Source organism: Streptomyces mangrovi (assembly GCF_900114215.1).
GTDB classification, from domain to species: Bacteria; Actinomycetota; Actinomycetes; order Streptomycetales; family Streptomycetaceae; genus Streptomyces; species Streptomyces barkulensis.
Genome location: NZ_FOSG01000024.1, coordinates 20,903 through 40,541 on the forward strand (window position 1 = coordinate 20,903; position 19,639 = coordinate 40,541).

15 protein-coding genes are annotated in these 19,639 nt (G+C 68.8%); 4 read left to right on the forward strand and 11 right to left on the reverse strand.

The annotated features are described in order from the left end of the window. Positions 1-82 precede the first annotated feature (82 nt). The 5 genes from BM237_RS24845 to BM237_RS24865 all read right to left on the reverse strand — a co-directional run bounded on the left by BM237_RS24845 (position 83) and on the right by BM237_RS24865 (position 6,261). Positions 83-1,153: a helix-turn-helix domain-containing protein gene (locus BM237_RS24845; protein ID WP_093851971.1), complete on the reverse strand. Its 1,071-nt coding sequence runs from the start codon at positions 1,151-1,153 to the stop codon at positions 83-85. Between the two features lie 67 nt (positions 1,154-1,220). Further along, positions 1,221-1,463, reverse strand: coding sequence for a hypothetical protein (locus BM237_RS24850; RefSeq protein ID WP_093851972.1), 243 nt, complete (start codon positions 1,461-1,463; stop codon positions 1,221-1,223). A 573-nt stretch (positions 1,464-2,036) separates the two neighbouring features. Continuing rightward, positions 2,037-3,092: an AAA family ATPase gene (locus tag BM237_RS30370; protein ID WP_093851973.1), complete on the reverse strand. Its 1,056-nt coding sequence runs from the start codon at positions 3,090-3,092 to the stop codon at positions 2,037-2,039. Continuing rightward, positions 3,089-5,503, reverse strand: a complete 2,415-nt coding sequence (locus BM237_RS24860; protein WP_093851974.1) for a DDE-type integrase/transposase/recombinase — start codon at positions 5,501-5,503, stop codon at positions 3,089-3,091. The genes BM237_RS30370 and BM237_RS24860 overlap by 4 nt, the downstream gene beginning before the upstream one ends. After that, positions 5,500-6,261 carry a TnsA-like heteromeric transposase endonuclease subunit gene (locus tag BM237_RS24865; protein ID WP_093851975.1) on the reverse strand — a complete coding sequence of 254 codons (762 nt, stop codon included), beginning with the start codon at positions 6,259-6,261 and terminating at the stop codon, positions 5,500-5,502. The genes BM237_RS24860 and BM237_RS24865 overlap by 4 nt, the downstream gene beginning before the upstream one ends. A gap of 292 nt (positions 6,262-6,553) precedes the next feature. Here BM237_RS24865 and tap point away from each other — a divergent pair, with 292 nt between their 5' ends. After that, positions 6,554-8,590, forward strand: coding sequence for a telomere-associated protein Tap (gene tap, locus BM237_RS24870; RefSeq protein ID WP_093851976.1), 2,037 nt, complete (start codon positions 6,554-6,556; stop codon positions 8,588-8,590). 35 nt (positions 8,591-8,625) lie between these two features. Here the strand turns inward: tap and BM237_RS24875 are convergent, their stop codons facing one another. Continuing rightward, positions 8,626-9,681, reverse strand: a complete 1,056-nt coding sequence (locus BM237_RS24875; protein ID WP_245794039.1) for a TniQ family protein — start codon at positions 9,679-9,681, stop codon at positions 8,626-8,628. A gap of 67 nt (positions 9,682-9,748) precedes the next feature. Here BM237_RS24875 and tpg point away from each other — a divergent pair, with 67 nt between their 5' ends. After that, on the forward strand, positions 9,749-10,324 hold the full coding sequence (gene tpg / locus BM237_RS29430) for a telomere-protecting terminal protein Tpg (RefSeq protein WP_175541125.1): 576 nt from the start codon (positions 9,749-9,751) through the stop codon (positions 10,322-10,324). Between the two features lie 64 nt (positions 10,325-10,388). Here tpg and BM237_RS24885 read toward each other — a convergent pair whose 3' ends face one another. Continuing rightward, positions 10,389-13,022, reverse strand: coding sequence for a tetratricopeptide repeat protein (locus BM237_RS24885; protein WP_093851979.1), 2,634 nt, complete (start codon positions 13,020-13,022; stop codon positions 10,389-10,391). A gap of 189 nt (positions 13,023-13,211) precedes the next feature. On the opposite strand from BM237_RS24885, the gene BM237_RS24890 reads away from it, so the two are divergent. Further along, positions 13,212-13,442 (forward strand): hypothetical protein, encoded by a 231-nt coding sequence (locus BM237_RS24890; RefSeq protein ID WP_093851980.1) that lies wholly within the window; start codon positions 13,212-13,214, stop codon positions 13,440-13,442. 160 nt (positions 13,443-13,602) lie between these two features. Here the strand turns inward: BM237_RS24890 and BM237_RS24895 are convergent, their stop codons facing one another. From BM237_RS24895 to BM237_RS24915, 4 genes are all read right to left on the reverse strand, one after another. Beyond that, positions 13,603-15,462 carry a hypothetical protein gene (locus tag BM237_RS24895; protein WP_093851981.1) on the reverse strand — a complete coding sequence of 620 codons (1,860 nt, stop codon included), beginning with the start codon at positions 15,460-15,462 and terminating at the stop codon, positions 13,603-13,605. Then, positions 15,455-15,931 (reverse strand): ABC-three component system middle component 2, encoded by a 477-nt coding sequence (locus BM237_RS24900; protein ID WP_093851982.1) that lies wholly within the window; start codon positions 15,929-15,931, stop codon positions 15,455-15,457. The genes BM237_RS24895 and BM237_RS24900 overlap by 8 nt, the downstream gene beginning before the upstream one ends. Further along, positions 15,928-16,965 (reverse strand): ABC-three component system protein, encoded by a 1,038-nt coding sequence (locus BM237_RS24905; protein WP_245794024.1) that lies wholly within the window; start codon positions 16,963-16,965, stop codon positions 15,928-15,930. The genes BM237_RS24900 and BM237_RS24905 overlap by 4 nt, the downstream gene beginning before the upstream one ends. Positions 16,966-18,547: 1,582 nt before the next feature. Then, positions 18,548-19,033, reverse strand: a complete 486-nt coding sequence (locus BM237_RS24915) for a hypothetical protein (protein WP_093851984.1) — start codon at positions 19,031-19,033, stop codon at positions 18,548-18,550. Positions 19,034-19,228: 195 nt separating this feature from the next. On the opposite strand from BM237_RS24915, the gene BM237_RS24920 reads away from it, so the two are divergent. Beyond that, a complete protein-coding gene (locus BM237_RS24920; RefSeq protein ID WP_093851985.1) occupies positions 19,229-19,492 on the forward strand; it encodes a helix-turn-helix transcriptional regulator in 264 nt (87 codons plus the stop codon). Positions 19,493-19,639: the final 147 nt, after the last annotated feature.

Below are 19,639 nucleotides of genomic sequence, written 5' to 3' on the forward strand. Positions count from 1 at the left end.
TCCGGCCGCCTGGGAATCGGGAGCCAGTGACCCATGGTCGCCGTCGGGTGCCTTACCACCCGGGTGTTGGATGATCAACGCCTCATCGACGGATTGTCGTGCTGGCCTCGTAGGCCAGTGGCGGGAGAATGAGCGCTAGGCGCTCCCGCGGTGGAGGAGAGCTTCCCATCCGCATCAAGGCGGCGGCGAGGCGGTCCTTGTGGTCTCCGGCAAGAAAGGGGATCTCGTCTTTGAGGTAGCGCTGCAGGGTCCTGGTGGGAACACCTGTGTGCCGGGCGAGGATGGGCAGGAAGCCGGCTCCGTAGAACCTGTTGAGTGCCTGCAGTTCGGCCTTCAGCAGGAAGGGGTCCACATGGACGGCTCGCTGCCGAGGCCAGGCGGACCGGCCCCGCCTCGGCCGGGCCGCAGCGGGCTGCCAAGCGTCGGTGAGTGCTTCGCCGGGACGAGAGACGTGGGTCTGTCCGCCACCGGATATCAGCGCTCTCATGCGCGCTTGTTCACGTGCTGCGTCCATGCTGCGGCGGGCACTGGCTGAGGTACGTTCCAGCAGCGCCAGCCACTCGATCTTCTCGGCGAACGTGGCGACACCACAACCTTCGAGGAAAGCCAGCAACCCGCGCACTGTTATGGGATGGAAGCCGTTGGCCATCGCGGCAAGCGTGGTGTGCGAGTAATCGCTCCTGCGCGCCATGGTTCGGAACGAGACCGAACGGTAGGCACGTAGTCCTCGTAGCCAGAACACCAGCGCCTTCGTGCTCGAGGCACCGGAGGGAGGTGTCAGTTTGCCGCTCTTCTCCCAGCGTGACCATGTCTGGCGCCACGCCGTTCGCTCCCCGCAGTCATCGGCTGTCATGGCTTGGGAGGAAACAGATGCCTGCTGAGGGCGCTTCCCACGCAAGGCGGCTTCTCGTTGCGCCACCCACGGTTCCGTGTCCCTCTCGCCACAGGCCTCAACGAACGCCTTCACGGTTTTCTCGCTTGGCACACTCATGCCGTTTTGCGCGGTCGACAGAGTCCCTGTGGACAGCCCCGACAGGGCCGAAAGCTGAGCCAGGGTGAGCCCGGCACGCTCTCTGAGAGCGCGGAGCTCGGTGGCGAACGCGACGCACGGAAGGTCGTGTTCCTCGGGAAGCTTGTTGCTGGGGCGGGCCATGGCAGGGCGTCTCCTTCTCCATGGAAGAGCGGGGCACCGGGATGGGGCCGGTGCCCCGCGGGAGGCGTCAGGACAGAAGCAGGCGCAGCTCGGCGGCGGTCAACCCGCCCGCGAGCACTGTTGCCATGGCCACCTGCGGCGTGCAACCGAGCATGACCAGCACGGCCGTCGCCGCCAGCACGATGGCCAGGACAGCAACAGGGGCCGGGGGACGGACCGCGTACAACTCCGGGAAAGACCCGGACTGACAGGAGATGCGCCAGGGGAAGGCCCGGCTCCACAGGTGCGAGCAGGGGTAAATGATGCGCATGTGTTCTCGATTCTTCGTGCAGGGACAGGCGTCACTCACGGGACGGCCTGGTCCCACAGACCCGGACAAGGACTTGTCGGTAGTGACCGGTTGACGCCAGCCGCTGCCGATGCAGTCATCATCTACGACCTCATCAGCAGGTGTGCACCGTCTCTGACGAAAGTTGAAATACGTGATGCTCGCTTCTTCAGAAAATGGTGCCTGAAGGATGTTTTGAAGAAAGACTTCGTTCGGTAAACCCGCAGGTCGGGTCCGCTTTCGCTTCATCTCTGTCAGGATTTGCGACGGGAAGTTAGGCGGCGGCTGGTAGGAATATTTGTAGCGTCGGTGGAGTGTGAACAAAGCACGGCGCAGCAGAGGTCTCTTCTGTCTATGACCCGGACAAGGCCCTCTCCGCGATGGGCTGTTGACGCGGCGCCATCGCATGCCGGGTGGAGGAGCGGTGCTCCTCCACCCGGCATCACTGCCGAGGACTCCGGGGAGAGGGCTCGGGTCCTACTCACCCGTCTGAGGGATGGGTACACAACGATCCCTTTGAGCGAGTGGCGGCCCATGGCGAAAGGGCAGTGAGCTTCAGAGGCGGAGGCTGCGGCCGAGGGTGAGGGTGTCCAGGAGGTCGTGGGTGATGCGTTCCTGGCCGGTGAGGATGGCTTTCTGGGCGGCTTGGCCGATGAGGTGGGACAGGGCCCGCAGGTAGCCCTTGCTGCGCTGGTGGAGGTAGGGGTGGAGGTGGGTGAGGTCGTCGGTCTGGTGGTGGCGTAGGCGGAGGTTCTTATCGAACTCGCGGACGATGCGGGCGAAGAGTTTCCGGCTCTCGTCGTCGTAGCCGATGCGGCTGGTGCGCAGGGTGGGGTGGTCGCCCCAGACGTCTTCGTGCTCGTCGAGGGGGGTTTCGCGGTCGCGGGTGGCGGGGTCGACGATGGCGCGGGCGGAGCGGCCGGCGTAGAGGAAGGTGGCGCCGGTGGTCTCGCTGATCTCCTCCAGGTAGGCGAAGGAGTCCTCGGTGTCGGTGCCGGGGCGGAGCTGTTCGACGCCGTCGATGAGGACCAGGAGGGTCTTGGCGGCGCGCATGGTGTGGCAGATGGTGCGGGTGGGGTCGCTGCCGCCGTCGCGGGGCAGGCCGAGGAAGGAAGCGAAAGCGGCGGGCCAGTTGCGGTGGCCGCCGCGGCCGGCGGCGGGGACCCGCAGGGCGATGACGGGGATGCGGTCCTGGTCCGGCTCGTACAGCCTGGCGATCTTGTTCTCGTAGTAGCGGCCGACGTACTGCAAGATCGTGCTCTTGCCGGTGCCGCGGGGCCCTTCGATGATCACGCCGACCTTGCCGTGGGTGCGTTCCCGGTTGGCCAGCAGCTGCTGGTGGACGGTGAGCAGGGTGGTGCTGACGGCCGGGGTCAGCACGGTGGGCAGCAGGGCGTGGTAGCGCAGCCGTGCGTCGTTGTCGGCGACCGGCCGGCCGGGCGGGGGGCTGTCGGCCAGATCGGGGGGAGTGCGGTCCAGAGCGGCGAAGCTGCGCCAGTTGGCCAGGGTGTTGAGCCATCTGGGGTGCGGGGGCGCGATGGAACGGGTGGGCTCAAGGGCTTGGTCGAGCAGGCGGATGTCGGCGTCGTCGATGGCCGGGTGCTGCATCATTCCTCCGTGCGAGGCGGGCCGGCCTCGTCCGGCGGGGGAGCGCCGGTGCCGGGGCGGTGGCGGGTGCCGAGGGTGGTGTGGAAGTCGGCGGGCAGGCCATCGGCGAGGTCTCCGATGGCATCCAGCGCCAGGGGCTCGGCCCAGCCTCCGGACACGGCGCCGCCGTCTCCGGGCGCGGGCTCCCCGGCGGGAGCCGTCCCCAAGGTGCCCTCGCCGGGGGCTGCGGCCGGGGGAGGGGCGTAGAGGGTCGGGTCGTCGATGTCGAGGGCCGACAGCGCGCCCAGCGCGTCCAGGTCGACGGGGGCGGCGTCGGCGTACGGGTCGAACCGGGGCGGGGCGGGGTCGGGGAGATGGGGAGTGTAGCCGTCGGGGAGGAGGACGGTGCCGGGTTCGTCGGGGCCGTGGCCGGCGCGTTCGAGGAGGTCGGCCAGCGCCTGGGCGATGGCAACCTCGTCGTTCCAGCGGCCGCCGCGTTCGACGTGCTCGGCGGCGGCGATGTCCCACAGGTACTGGGTCCAGGGCGCGCCGATGAGGTGCTGGTGCTTGAAGACGGCGGGGATGAACGCGCCGCTGCGGTGGTCGCGCAGCCACACCCGCTCGGGCGCGTAGGGGTTGTACCGCAGCTCCCAGCCGCCGCGTTTTTTGCCGCGCAGACCCGAAGACCGGTGGCGGACTGCCTCCAGGCCGCCCTCGTAGTTCTCGTAGGTGCGATTTTTGAAGCGGATGCCCTCATCACTGACCCCGACCCAGGCGGTGGGCAGCAGCTTCAGGTAGTCGTCCTGGCCGAGCGGGATGGGCAGGTAGCCGGCGGCCTGGACACTGGCGGCGTACATCTGGTTCGGTGACAGCGGCGGCAGGTTCGGGTCGTAGGGGTTGCGCAGCTCCTCGTGCGGGCGGTTCTGCCAGCCCAGCGGGATCCACCGCTGCAGCAGGTCGTCCAGCTCCTGCAGCGTCCACAGCCGGTCCGCCTCCACCGGGCGGCTGCCGCGCCGGGTCGCGTCCCGGCCGGTGTAGGAGTTGAGGTGCTGGCTGAACAGCGACTTGATCGACTTGAACGTCCGCTCGACGATGGCCTTGTCGGTCGGGGTGCGCTTGCGGGCCGGCCGCACCGAAATGCCCATGTAGGTGCACGCGTCGCGGAAGGTCTGGGTGGCGAACACCGCACCGTGGTCGATGACGATCACCTCAGGGACGATCACGGGCCGGGCCACCGCGTGCGCGATCCGCTCGTCGACCTCCACCAGCTCCTCGTAGGGCAGGTCGGAGGACTCCGCGGACGCCTCCGGGGCGAAGCCTGGCCGCATCGGCGTCGGCACGACCGCCTGGGCCAGCAGCAAGGAGGCGTCCACCGCCTTGGTGGCCCGGCCGGCGCTGCGCCCGCCCGGCAGCAGCGAGCGCCGCTGCTGCCGGGCCTTGCGCTTGCCGCGCACGGTCTTGGGCCGCAGCACGGCGGCGATGATGCTGCGGGTGTGCACATCCACCGCGGCGGTCAGCTCCACCAGCGCGGGCAGGCCGTCATCGCCCAGGACCTTCACATCCAGCGACGTGGAGTCGATCTGCACCAGCTCCCCCGGGGCGGTGGCCGTGGTGATGCCGAACGGGGCCAGGGGCCGGTTGGCGCGGTCCCTGCGGCGCCGGGTCGGACCGCTCAGCTGGCGCGCGTCGAAGCCCAGCCGCACCAGCAGCTTGTACAGGGTCGGCTCGGCCGGAACACGCACCTCGGGCCCCAGCCGGTAGCGCGCGGCGCGCCGCAGGTCGCCGAAGAGTTTGCGGGCCGTGATGTCGGTCCGGTCCTGCCGCTCCTCGATCATCTCCAGCAGCAGCGCCACCACCTGCGCATCGGTGCGCCCGTGCAGGGACGGGGCGCGGGTGCGGCGCTTGTCGACCAGCCCCCAGATGCCATCCTCCAGGTACCGCAGCCTCTTGCGCTGCACGGTCTGCCAGGACACCCCCAGTGCCAGCACCGCGTTTAGTTCGGCCGCCTTGCGCTGGTAGCGCTCGATCAGCGTGAACCGGGCCGGGTCATAGCCCTCACGCGGTGGGGCGCCCTCCGCCGCGTCTGGCAGCAGTCCGGTGTCCACCTCGACGACATGCCGCTCCCAGAGCCGCGCCTCCACCGCGGCGCCCTCGCTGATGGCCTCCAACATGGACCAGTCCGGCAGCGGTTTCGCCGCAGGCAGAGCCCGGCCACTGTCCACGACGGCAAAGTCCGGAGCGGAGACCAGCAGGCCCAGCAGGACCACGGCGGGCTCGACCGCCGACCCTGATCCCGGCGCCAGGTGCACGCTGCTGCCCGAGAGCGCAGTGATCTGGTACAGCTTGCCCTGCCAGCGCACCGAGTCACCCGGCGTCAGAACCCCGCGGTACGCCCGCCGCGCCGCCGGCAGCCGAACCTTGCTGCCGTGGCTCATGCCTGCTCCACCTCCAGTGGGCGGCGCAGTGCCAGCGGCTCCTGGCCGCGCACCGCACCGACCACCGACGCGGGCCCCAACGCACGACTCCAGTCGATCCCCAGCTCACGCCGCCACAGCAGGTGATACAGCCGCGGCAGCGTCGACAGCTTCGGCAGCCCGGTCGCGCGCACCCCCTCCGCCAGCGGGCGCGGCTGGGCGAACACCGCCCTCAGGGCCCGGGCGACCGCCGGGTCGTGGTAGCGCGGATGCCGGTAGCGGGCCACCCAGCGCAGGTTCGCCAGCGCCATCGCGGTCGGCAGCCTGGGCGTGCCCATCTGCCAGCCGGCCTCGGCACAGGCCTCCTTGAGGATCTCCGCCTGCCGCGTCCACCGCTGACTGGGACCGGCCGCCGGGGGACAGGCCACCACCACTGTGGCCTCCTGCGCGGTGCGGACGAAGAAGTCCGGCACCAGCGTGCGCACCCGGCCCTTCTCCTTCCACCGCAGCTGCGCCGACCACGCCTGCAACTCCACCACCGCGGGGTTGAAATCCAGCACCATCGCCATCGACAGCCGGTCCAGCGACCGGCAGCCCACCAGCCGCCGGGTCGTCGCCGCCCACCACAGCGTGGTGATACTGCGCTCCGCAGGATGGCGGGAGGGCTGCCAGACCGCCTCCCGGCGGGTCAGCGGCACACCACCGGCCCGGGCCGCAGGAGTGGTGACCCGCCGGTCGCCGGTCTCGTTGAGATGGACAACCTCCAACCCCCGAGCCATCTCACCCCCTGCTGCCGCCCCTCGAACCCACACCGGTCATCCCCGCGCAGTGGCCTCTGCCATGTCGGCAGCTCTGTCTGTCCGCGGTGCGGGCCACCCTAGGACCGCTCATCGGCCAAATAGTCGGTTTACCGCCAGTCTGCGATACGCCGCTGCCGCGGTCGGCACTGCTGGAGAGCACACGTGACCTTGCCGGATTCCCGAGCCCTGCCGCAGGCACGGCCACAAGACGATCACCACACTGGCCGACAAACGCCCCTCCCGGCGCAGCGGCGTGGCAGGTTCCCGCCCCGTGGAAGACGATTCAACCGCCGAGCTGTTCACACGCGTCGATGCCCTGCTGGCGCAGACCGCCGCCCCACTGCCGGAAGTAAGCGAGCGCCAGCGGATCAGACAGACGGCGAACCTGTCCCTGCAACAGATAGGCGCCGCCCTACAGGCCAGCCCCGACCTGGTCGAAGCCTGGGAGACCGGCCTCGTCGAACCGGCCGGGCCCCAGCGCACCGCCTACGTTCGGCTGCTGAACGGTCTGCTCGCCCGAGAACGCGCCCACCAGCAAGGCACTCCGGCCTCGCCGGCAGACTCCGCAAGGCACTCCCAGAAACCGGAGCCGCCCCCAGCCCCTGCGCGGACATCAGCGCCCATGCCCACCTCTGCGGCACAGGCCAGGAAGGCCCCCCGCGCCAGCCGCCCGCCAGCCAGCAAACACTTCCCGGCGGGCCCGCTGACCGTCCTCGACGCCCCTGACACCGCACTCACCGCCCATCTCACAGACGGCACCGCCCGTCCCTGTCCGGCCGCCACCATCGTCGACGTCCTGCACTGGGCCCTGACCGCAGGCATCGGCCAGCCATCTCCTGCCAAGAAAGGGTGGCCCGCCGACCCCCTGATCGTCCTGACCCCCTCCGCAACCGACTACCTCGGCCTACCCCCCGAACTCGAGGACCGCGCAGCCCTGCGCCTGCCTCCCGATCACCCCTGGTGCGCCGCAATCACTGCGGACGGCTGGAAGTTCACCCGCCGCGGCTTCAGCCCCTGGACCCGCATTTACCGGCCCATCAAAGAGAAAGGCCACCGCCAAAGCGTTCAGCTCGCCGTCACCCCCTGGGGAGCCCTCACCACCGGCGGGTGGAACCCGCCCACCGACCTCACCCCAGGACAGCTCGCCCGCTGGTTGGGCACCTACGCCAACCGCGTCCTGACTCCCTGCGGCTCCACCGCCGTGTGCGGCCAGGAACTGATGACCACCCTGCGCCCCCCAACCCGCTCCGTCCGCAGCGACTCAAACAAATGGGTGTCAGGCAACAACCCCGGCGCCCTGTGGCACCCCCTGCCCCCCGCCCCACCCGAAGCCCACGACGCCCACCCTCTCGCCCGGGACCGTAACCCCGCCGACGCCCTCAACGAAGAAGCCTGGGACTGGCACCGCCCCCTCACCACCGAGGAGACCGCCTACCCACACGTCGTCGGCCTCGACATCAACCTCGCCTTCGTCGTCGCGGCCAGCAGTCTCGCCGTCGGCCTCAACGCGCCCCCCGAACACGTCATCCACCCCACCTTCGACAAGAAGATCCCCGGCTGCTGGTACGCGGACCTGTCACACATCGACCTGGACCCGCGACTGCCCTCGCCCTTCACTCCCACCGGCCAGCCCCCAACCGGACCTGCCTGGTACGCCACCCCGACCCTCGCCTACGCCGTCGAACTGGGCGCCGCCGTCCACCCCACCGAGGCCTACCTGCGCTACGACAGCGGCCGTTACCTCGACCCCTGGTACGAACACCTGCGTGACGCCTACCTGGCCACCATGAACGATCTGGGCATCACCCCGGACATGACCCAGGCCGACTTCCTCCACGCCATGCGAGCCCTGCCCGAACAGGACCCCGCTCTGCTCTCCCTGCTCGCCGCGATCAAGACCACCGGAAAAGGCGGCATCGGCAAACTCCGCGCCGGCCCTCGCGATCCTCACCGAGCTCCCTTCGAGCCGTGGCCCGCGCTCAACACCCGCACCTGGCGGCCCGACATCCGCGCCGCCATCATCGCCCGCGCCCGTACCAACATGCATCGCAAGATGCGCCGCACTCTGGAAGCCACCGGCCGCCATCCTCTGGCCGTGCTGTCAGACTGCGTCCTCTACCCGGCCCACCACCCCACCGCTCTCGACGTCGTTCCCCCAGACACGGACAGCAACGGCCGAACTGGCGCATTCCACCTCGGCGTCAACCCCGGCTACGTCAAGGAAGAGGGCGCCCAGACCCTGCAGTGGTACCGCCAGATGCACGACGGCGGCCTTAACCCCGCCCGCTACATCAAAAACGCCGCATGACCTCGCAGCTTCTCCACCTAGCCACCAAGACGCCCTCAGCGCACCACGGCGACACTCGTCATCGGCGACCCCAGCCGCCACGGCAGACACGACGCTGCCTCCAGCGGCCCAAAGCGCGGCACATCCAGATGAGGCCGCATCATCCGCAGCGGCCAACTGCGATACCCCTCCGGCGGCCGCGGCAACGCCAACCGCTCCTTCACCGACATCGTGTTGCGGTGCGCCATCAGCCACGCCTCCAACGCCCGATGCCCACCGGCAGCCATCTCCTCGGCCATGCCCAGCCGCTCCCCGACCCACGCCACCCAGCGGCCCGTCGTCCAACCCGCCGGCCCTCCTGCGAAACTGCGCCCCACCGCCCGCTGCCGCTCCCGCACCGCCATCGCCTCCGCGACCACCACCACCTCCGGGCACACCACCAGCGGCACCGCCCACAGATCAGCCCGGCTCACACCCAGCGCCGCCTGCCGCTCCCGCCATACCCCCTTGGCCCCCATCTGGCGGCACTGCCACCAATAGACCGCCACCTGCGATGCATCCGCCAACAGCGCCCGCGCGTACAACCCCGAAGTGCGCTCCAGACGCTGCCGCCGCTCCTGGGCCTCCACCACACCCGGCACCTGCGCCACCCCCACCTGGAACCGCCCCGGCGCCTCACCGATCCACCGGCCATGCCGCACGCACACCGCCCAGGTGTCCCGGCTCACCCGCCACACCGGGCGATCCGCCCGGCCGGCCACGCACAGCGCACACGCCTGCACCGGCCGCCGACTCCCCGACCACGCCTCCACCCGCACCTGCCGCCGCGCCTTCGGCGCAATCCGCGACTCCCCAAGGCTCGGCAGAGCCCGCTCCAGCCGCTCCACCGGCCGACCGCACACCCGCGCCAGACGCTCCCGTACCACAGGCCCCAGCCACACCTCATCCACTTGCGGATCGGGAACCGGAAGACCGCGCGGACCGCCCACGTGCCGGGCCAGCGCGTCAAAGGACAGCCCGTTCAGCGCGGCCAGTCGCAGCAGGAACGACGCGGTGGTCTCCTCGGCGATCCATACCGGCTGCCGCGGCAGCCGCTCCAGTTCCTCGCCCATCAGCACGCGCCGATCCTCCCAGGACCTCCCGCGCCCCGGGCGCCATCTCAGCGAAAGGCACGCCCTCATGTCCCTGCGCCTGTACGCCGACACCGTCCAAGAAGCCCTCGACCGCGCCGACGCCCGCCACTGGACCCGCCAACCCCCACGCTCGGACCGAGCCCGCACGAAGTACCTGCTCCAGCAGGTCAAAGGAGACCACGACGCCCTCGCCACCCGCCTCGGCACCGACTCCGACACCGTGTTCCGCATCCTCGCCGGCGACCCGCCCACTGACGATGCCCTGCGCGATGCCATCGAAAGAGAAACACTGCGCCTGTGGCAGCCTCACGTACGCTGGCGCGCCCACGCTGCCATCATGGAAAACGACGGACAGATGACTGTCTCCTTCCGCGCTTGGTTCGGATTCACTGCCGCGGCCGGAACCACTGACGATCCACGCCTGCGCTTCCTCACTCTCAGCCTGCCAAGTCCCCACCTCAAGAGGCTCTTTCGGGCTCGACACCGCAACGCGCCTGAAGCAGAGCTCCACCAGCTTCTCAGCGAAGCTCTGGCCGCGAGCTACTTCCATCGCGATGGCATCCCAAGCGCTTTGGAGACGGTCACGTTGAAGAGGATCGATTATCTCGAGTTCTCTTATTGATGGAGATCGAATGCAGGCTCTTCAACCGCAGGTTCCATTCTCCAACGCGCTTCTCCTGGGGACGTCAGGCAGGGAGCCAGGGTTCCGCGATGGCTCCGTCCGCGTCCAAGCCATGCTCGCGCAGTCGGTCGGCTTTCTCCTGGCGGCCGGTCTCCTCCCACGTCTCCGCCAGGGCGCTCAACGCTATGGGCTCTCCTGCGTCGAGTGCGATTCGGCAGAGCTGCTCGGCTTCGGCTGCGTCTCCGGCCTCCAGCCGCAGCCAGGCGAGCGAGGTCAAAGCCGGGAGGTGGCCGCTCTCGGCTGCGCAGCGGTACAGCCGCTCTGCTTCGGCAACGTCACCGAGGTCTCTTCTACGTTGGGCCAGTCGAGTCATCGCATGCAGGTCTCCGACCGCCGCTGCGTCCCGATATACCTTCTCGCCCGCCCCGCGTCCCTGGGTGGCTTCGGCCAAATCTGCCAACAGCGCGAGAGCATGGCCTCTGCCCAGGTACTGCCATGGGGACAGGTCCACCATGCGTGATGGGGGGAGGCCACCAAAGGCAGCGGCTTGCCGGGCCAGTTGTTCCCCATGAGCCCGGTCCACGTCCATCAGGAGCTGAGCCAAGGTTGCCAGCACAAAGAAGTCTCCAAGGCTAGCTGCCTGCCGTGCTGCCTTCTCGGCGCCGGACACATTCCCTTGGTGGAGGAGCCGCATGCGCATCAGTTCGCCCGCAGCTTCGTAATTTCCGCAGGAAATGGCTTGTTGGAAAAGCCGCTCCGCGCTCTGCGCATCTCCGGTGAGCATTCGGCGACGCCCATAAGAGGCCAGGGCTTCCGGATCGCCGAGATCCGCTGCGGTGCGCATAAGGCGCTCGGTCTCATCACTGCTGTCGGCGTACTTTTCCTGCGCTAGGAAGAGCAGTACCTGAGGATGCACGGCACCTGAGTTTGCTGCCTGCTGCACCACACGCTTCGCCTCTGCCCAATTGCCGTCGTCCTCGTGCCACTGGGCCAACGTCAGCAGGGCCTCGATCTCGCCTGCCGCATAGGCCTTCCACAGCAGCTTCTCCGCTTCTGTCCGGCGACCTCGCACGTAGCGCGTGTGCGCCATTTCCTCCCAGGCGCGCCCGTCCCCTCTGTCGGCGGCCCGCCGGAAGAGGGTGTCGGCCAGGGCCCCTCTGCCTCGGCGCCGGGCCGAGTCCGCCAAGTTGTACAAGTCGTCCGCACCCGTGACGATCCGTTGCGCGGCCTCCCAGAAAGCAGTGGGAGGGAACGTGTAGCGGCGAGTGGTCCGGCCGTACTGATCGAGGTAGTCGGCCAACCGATACACCCCAGATACTGCCCCCATACTGCCCGACACGGCAATGTCCTCCAAGGGGGAGACGACATTTTTGATCTTGATCTGGGCATAGGCCAAGGCGCCGGAGAACCAGTCGATTGGCGCTGCGGCGCGTTGTGGTTCGGTCAGGTAACCGGGAGCGGCTGCCTCCAAGAGCCGATCCGGAAGTGCGGAGGAGTGGCCCATTCGACGTGCGTCCATCGCGACCGTGATGATCGCTTTGCCGTAGCAGGCCGGTACCCCGTCGGCGGATTCGTAGTGGTTGACCAGTTGAGGGCCTGCCGCCAGGGCCTGGGTGACCGCGCCCTCACGGCTGACGCGTACTGCGACATCCAAAGACAGGTCACCTGTAGCATGCGCGTCCTCCAGCGCACGGCGCTGGAATGCCACGGGAACGTGGATCACCATGGCCTGGGCGAGCAGGGCACGGGCGTGTGAGTGCCGGTCCTTGCCGGGAACATCGGGCCGGTCCATCAAGGCCTTGTAGTGCTTGGGCCACAAGGTCATGACGATCACCGCAGGACCGGGCTGCTCCAGAGACCGCCGCAGCCGTACGGCGGCCTCCTCGCCGTGCGGCCCAAGGAGGAACTCCTGGGCTTCGTTCAGCCAGAGCACGGTGCGTGCACACAAGAGGCCGTTCTCCAGCACCTCGACGAGGTCCTCGGCTCCCTTGGGGAAGAGCAGTTGCCAGTCGGGCATGCAGGCACGTACTGCTTCGTAGGCTGTGCGGGTTTTGCCGGTGCTGGATTCACCCTGGATCAAAACGAGCGTCGTCTCCTGCCTGTCCGCTGCTCTGCCCAGGTAGGACCGCAGGTGCTGGTCGTGCTCACGCTCCACGTACGCCGGCAGGACAAAGCCCTCGCCGCCAGCACTTGCCGAGGCAGAAGTTTTCAGTCTCTCGGAAGTACCGGGGACAGCGGGGTGAACTCCCAGGTGCCGAGGGTGCCACTGCATGAGCGGACGCGGCTTGTCGGGCACTTTGGCAAGGCGCGCTGCTGCGTCCTGCGCCTCCAGCGCTCTCACGGCACGTTCGCGTTGCACGCCCGCCTGCACAACCTGCGCCCGGCGGCGGACCACGCTTTGGTGCTGCTCGCGCCACCTGGCAGGATCCAGCAGATGCAGGCTCTCCTGGGGGATGCCGCTCTTGAGCCGAGCGGCTTTCTGCAGTTCCTTGACCACCGTGACCAAGGAGTCCTCCCGCTGAGGGAAGCGGTCACCCTTCAGCCATCCGCTCACGGTGGCCGGCGCGACGCCAGCCGCTCGCGCCAGCTTCCGCTGGCTCGGACGCTCCTCCAGATGGGTGCGGTAGAGCTGCCCCAACCGGCGCAGCTCAGCGAAGAAGCCTTCCTCTCCGCCCTCCACAGGCGCGCCGACCGCCACCTGCCCCCTCCGATGCTCAGTCGTCCAGCACATCCGGCTGCGCGGTACCGGGGCGATGCCCTCTCGACAGGCGTGCCGCTCAAGCAGTGTTCAGTATTTCGTATACAGCTGCTGAACACCCCACTGGACAGGAAGCGTTGGAACTGCCGCAGCCAGCGGCCCAGTGACCCTCGTTGCCCAGGAGCCCCTGTGTCCGTCACCGATGCCGTGCAGCAAGCACTCCTCGCCCTCACCGAGATTCTCACCCCGCTCGGAGTTCTGGCCTTGGCCGTGTTCCTCCTGTTCTACGTCGGGGTGGTCCTGCCGGCGGTCTGGTCGCACCACGAGTACCGCCGCAGTGCGGCCCGCCGTGTACTCGGTCTCCTCCTGCACAATGCGCACCAGGCGTTTCGCGGTCTGCGCCGCATGCTCCCCTTCTGACTTAAGAGACCGGCTACTGCACCGTGACCGCAGGCCCCTTGTCCTCCCTTTCTTCTGTGGCGCGGCAGCGTGCTCCAAGCCGCCCAGCCTGGCTCCGAGGGAGGGGAGGCCGAGGCCAGTGCGTGCAGGCCGAGCCCACGATGAGCAACTGCTCGCCGCTCTATTCGTCCGATGGTGTGGGGGAGTGTCCGGGACCGGCGGGGAAGAAACCGAAGCGTTGGCTGTGGGGTTCGCGGGTGAACAGGTACACCTGCGCCTGCTCCACGATGTCCGCGGGCGGGTCGTCGTTCTCCACGATGATGGCCTGGCCGGCGAAGTCGGTGAACAGGTGCCGGTAGAAGTGGTGCCGCACGCCTTCCGGCAGCGCCGCGTCCCTTCCTCCCGGCGCCCGGTAGGTGACCAGGGGGGAGTCCAGGACGACGAAGCCGGGGTGGCTGTGATCCCGGCGCAGGCAGAAGTCGGCGAGCGCCACGGCGAAGCCTGCGTGGAGCACGGCCCGCATGCCCTTGCCGCGCCCTGCGCGCGGGCGGTCTCCCAGGGACAGCTCCGCGCTGTACTGGTCGTAGGACACCTCGCCGGCCCTGCGCACTTGCCAGGCGTCGAGTGTGCGCTGGATGGTCTGCTCGAAGTCGACCACGGTGCTGGCGGGGATGCTGCCGCTGGGGCGGCCGCTCGGCAGCGCTCCGTCGGCGACGAGACCGGCGCGGACTTCTTCGAGTTCCTGGATCCGGGTGTGCAGGCCGAGCTCCCGCTCCACCCGGGAGCGGGCGGTCATCAGCTCGGTGGCCTCGTTCTGCAGGGGGCGCAGCTCTTCGTCTTCGATGCGTGTGATCTCGCGGTCGGCGGCCTCGGCCTGTGCGAGGGCGGCGCCGCGCTGGTCGGCGAGGTCCTGTCGCTGGGCGCGCAGCCCCTCGATGGTGACCAGCAGGTCAGACAGAAGGTGCTGTGTCTTGGTGGTCTCGGCGGCCACCGCGGTGTGCAGCGCGGTGGTCTCCTGCTCGTCGTGGCCGGTCCTTTGGTGCTCGGGCTCCGCGCCGCAGAAGACGCAGGTACCGGTGTGGAAGTAGCCGAGCAGGCCTCCCGCCTCGCTGATCATCGCCAGGCGGGCGAGGTCGGATTCGTACTGGCTGCGCAGCAGCTCGAAGCGGCCCAGCAGATCATCGACCTCGGCCAGGCGCTCGGTGTACCGGCCCAGCCCCACCGACAGCGTGGCCCGCTTCTCGGCAGCCGCTGAATGCCGGGCCGTGACATCCCGCAGCGACACCGCCCGGGCGTCCAGGTGAGTGATGATGCGCCGGAGCTGCTCCTCCAGTGCGGTCTGATTCGCACCATGGTTGGTGAGCTGCTGCTGCAGATCCAAGATCAGCTTGTCCAGCAAGTCGATCTTGCCTTTGTGGACGCGCCGCTGCGAGGCGTTCGGCCGGGTGGCGGCGGCCTGCTCACCGGCGCCGGTGAGCAACAGCTTCAGCACCGATTTATGGGCGGTCTGCCCGCTGGGCCCGGAGGTACGCAGGACAGGCGACACCTTCGAGACCATCCGGGTCTCGCTGATCAGACACAGGTGGAGCAGGTCGCGGAAGCCCAGGAGCTTGGTGCCTCCGCTGTCGTTGGTGCTGATCAGGGCGCCGCCCAGCCCGAGCCGCTCCAGCAGGAAGCGCGAGAGGTTCTTGGAACTCCTCGGGGTGTGGTGCGCCGACAGGACCAAGTCGGGTGCCCGGTAGACAAGCTCGCGTAGATCGTCCTCGAAGACGCTGATACGGCTTGATCGCGGGGCGCGCATGAGCGTGATGACACTGCCGTCGGGCAAAGCCAGGCCCAGGAGGATCTGGGAGTAGCCCTCGGCTTCGGGAATGACGTTGAGGCGGCGGGCGCCGAGCATGTAGTCGATCGCCTCGGTGACGAAGGACTTTCCCGTGTCGGAGGCCCCGTAGACCACCGTCAGCCGGGAGCCGAAGGCGACCTGTGCCGTCTCTTTCCCGGCTCCGGCGAAGGTCAGGTGCAGAAGCTTGAGACTACTCATGGTCACTCCCGGACAGGGGTAAGCCGCCGCGCAGTTCCTCGGCCCACCGCTTGGTGATGGCCTGCGTTGCCTCGCGGGCATCCACGCGAGGTCCTGCGTGGGCTTGGACAGCCCACTGCGCCCGCTGCCGCAGGGCGCCGATGTAGGGGGCTTCGAGGATGTCCACGAAGCCCGGACCCTCCTCGGAGGCGCGGTAGACCAGGCCGTCCGCGGTGGCCTGGACGTCAGCCAGCCCTGCGCGCAGCAGCACGAGCAGTCCCTGCTCGATCAGCTGCCGCTTCATCGCCAGCTCTCCCGGGCCAGCGGGCAGGGAAGGATGCAGACTCGGTGGGCCGTTCATGTCGCCGCTGTGGAGCATCGCATGGTCCAGATAGACCAGCTGCGCCAGATCCAAGGGCTCCGGAAAGGACTCGGACAGCAACACCAAGGCGCGCATGCCGACTTCCAGCGGGCTGTTGAGGGGATTCACCGCTCCTCCTCCTGGCACCAGGTGAGCCGGTCCTCGTTGGCGAGCTGATGACAGATGCCCTTGCGGTCGTTGGGTCGCACATAGGAGACGAGAACATTGGCGCCGAGTTCCATGTCCCGAGCGGCGTCCAAGACAGCGTTGAGCCTGTCGTAGCCGGTGCCGAAATCGCGCTCTTCGACCTCGACCACCCCGTCGTAGACATCGTCCTGCAAAGACTCGTATGTGCCGGGAGGCACGCTGTCCCGGGCGAAGACACGCAGCGCATCGGCGCAGTAGAAGGCCTCACGCTGCCGCTGCAGGTGCCGCCCTGCCCTGGGGTGCGCACGCGCCTCATCCGGGGAGTGCGGCGAACAGCCGTACTTCTCCGCGTAGACACGCAGAAGCTGCTGGATGTAGCGCGCCTCATCGGCGGAGTGCTCCGGGGGAGGCTTCGGGACAGCGGGCCGCTCCGGCAGACGCGTACCGAACCGCCTCACGTGGTACGGAGTCGTAGCATGCTGCTCAAGGATCGTGTCGAGACTGCCGGCTTCGAAGCGAGAGAAGTCCGTCTGCTGGGCCAGATCCAGCGCCCGGTGCAGTACCGCTTCGTCGTAGTCGGCCGTTAATCTGCTGCCCGGCTTGGCGATCTCCCTGAAGAACGAGGCTTTGAGCTCGGAAGGCTTGGCCAGGAGTTGCGTGAGGGAGGCGCCGGTCTTCGGTGCGACGAAGACATAGCGTTCAGGAAGTACCTGGTACTGCTTCTCCGCGACAGCGACGAAGATCTTGAGCATCTCCGGGTAGGCCGCATGGGGCGTCAGGGCCTTCTCGTAGTGTTTGCACTGGTAGCAATGCCAGCGGTCGTCGGTCTTCCTCGTCGTCAGGAAAGCTGCGATGTCGGCGCCGCGGTCGTTGGAGCCCCCCATGCCCACTACGTCCACATACCCCGCCGTCTTCTTCAGCCCCAGCACCCACTCGTAAACGAACTCCTCCCACTGATCGGCCGAGTGGTGGACCAAGATCTGCTTCGGTGTGAGAGCGGGAGGCGGTGCCATCATGGGGGACACCACTGTCACAGGAGTCTGTGAGGGCTTCGGAAGCTCGGTGAACAGAGGTTCGGCGTAGTACCCAGACGACTGGCGTGACGTACCCATACTCCCCCTGACTGCACCGCGAGCTTCCGCTCGGTGAAAGTCATACCACCGACAGTGATGATCCGGGAAGGCGCGAAGAAAGCCGCACCGCCCCTGCTCCCGATGCCCTACAGCCTCTGCTCAGACCGCCCCGACGCGGGACAGGAGGCCACCGAAGGCCAGCGGGACTCTGCCGCCTCCGGCGGCGATCTCCTTCACCGGATCGGCCGTCACGCAAGACTCCACCGCCCCCACGCGGGAGTGAGCCTGGTATGGAATTGCAGGGAATGCACCGCAACCGGGCGACTGGTTGGCTACCGTCCCGATACGGGCCCCGCCCCGCAGTGCCGATAGCGGCCGCAGGAGAAAAAGGCGGAGACCGGAGCCCGGCGGCAGAGGGAGCGGCGCGCTGAACGAGAAAGACGTCCTGGAGGCGGTGCGGCGATGCATCGAAGACCGGGGTGAAGCCCCCGGGCCGGAGCTGCCCCCCAGATCGCCTGGTACACCCTCCTGGAAGGCGAGGTCATACGGTTCATCGAGACCCGTATGGAGCAGCGGCAAAAGCACTACGGCCACATCGACCTGTCGGACCGGCCGGAGTGCGACTCCCTGGCCCGCCACCGCATCGCCCCGCCGAAGGACCTCACCCGGGCGCAGACGGTGAAACTGGTGCGGCGGGACTCGGTGACCGAAGACTTCTGCCCCTGCGACAACGGAAAGACCGCCTGCCCGCGCTGCCAGGGCCGAGGGGACCTACCGTGTGAGGCGTCCACGGCCTGCGCCGCCTGCCGCGGCATCGATTCCTGCCTGCGGTGCGACGGCACCGGCTACCGGAAGCTGAAGGTCCACGAAGACCACGGCGTGGTGGGCGAGCGCGTCACCTGCGAGCGGTGCGGGACGCACAACGCCGCCTGCCGCACCTGCGACGGCCGGGGCCGCACCACCTGCTCGACATGCCACGGCGCAGGCGTACGGGACTGCCCCGACTGCGACCGCGCCGGAACCGTGCCCCACCAACGGTGCAAAGGCGCCGGCAGGATTGTGACGTGGATCGAGGGCATCATCCGCCGGGAGCCCCGCACCGAGAGAATCAGGCAGCCCGAGACGGGCGTGCCGTACCCGGCCTGGAGCGCGGCGCGCGAGAGCGGCGCCTGGCACCAGCTGCACCTCACCGGCCAAGACCCTCTTCCCGCCGACGCGGCGAGCAGACTTCTGCACCTTGTGCAGCCCCACCTCACGCCCCATGAAGGCGAAATCGCGCGGCAGGCCACCTTCAGACACCTGCGGCTGGCCCGCACCGTGGTACCCCAGCACCCCCCACCGGGTCTACTACGTCCTCCCCACGGCTGCCTCACCCCGCGTCCTGGTCCTGCCCTCGCGGCGGAGAACCTGGCAGATCGCCGTAGTAGCCCTGGCAGCCCTCCTGGCGCTTGTCCTCCTCCTGCGGCTCTTTTCATAGAAGCCGCGTCCGCGCAGGCGCCGGCCGAGGGGCGGAACGGCCTCCTCCTCAAAAGGGAAGGTGCGCCTCGTCGGTCCACCACAGGTAACCGTCGAAGACCTCCCCGCCCTCGTCACCTTCCGGTATGAATTTGGCGGAAGCGGCGCCGCGAGCGGACGGGACCTGATGGGACTCGGGTACCGGGGCAGAGTGCGCGGTGACAGCGGCACAGGCGTGGCAGGTGTCGGCCAGGCGCCAGGTGCGGCCGCGCAGGTCGCAGGCCACCAGAAGCAGCAGGGGGCCGTCGCAGCCGCGGTGCCGGGGGTGCTGGCGGCAGCCGTCCTCCCGGCACTGACAGATGCGCAGGTGCGGCGCCAAAGGGGCGCGGCGGTCATGGTCACGCAGATGAGCGACGGCGGCGCGGCGGGGAGGCATGCCTGTAGAACGGGGGAGGAGGCCGCAGACGAGGCAGTGCAGGACCGGTCCGTCCGGGTGCGGGTTGATGGTGACCGTCCAGATGCGCTGCGGCGGACGCGGGGGTGTGCCGGGCCCCATCGGATGCCATTCCTTCCTGCGAGTCGACTCATGGCCAGGCCGAAGTTGCTTCCATACCGCCGAGGTGGCGGTCGGCAGCATCCGGCGGCGCGCACCTTAGTGCAGACCCCTGCCCTGCGCTTGGGTCGAGTCAGTGATCAGATAGGGCAGAGACCTGCACTGACAGGGCAGGGTCCTGCACCGTGCGATAGCTGGGTGACGAACCCTCCGCCCGCCCCGAACCTGGCCGCGCTCCGCCTGGAGCTGGCGCGGGCGCGGGCGGAGCGCGGCTGGACCTACGACCAGCTCGCCGAGCACAGTGGCCTGGCCCGCCGCACCCTGATCGAGATCGAGCAGGGCCGCACCATCGGCAGCCTGAAGACCTGGCACGCCCTCGCCCATGCCCTGGACATCCCGATCGACCGGCTCCTCGGCAGCCTGTGCGAGGGGCACCCGCCCCCCGCCAAGCCCTCGATCTGACCCCTCCTCGACCGCAGAGCGCCGACGCAGGTCATCCCCGAACTGATGACGCACCATGAACGAATGACCGAACCGTCGAACATCTGAGGTGGTCGGTTCAGCCTTTCCCGGGACGTACGCGGCTCGGACACCGGTGGCGCGGCGTGT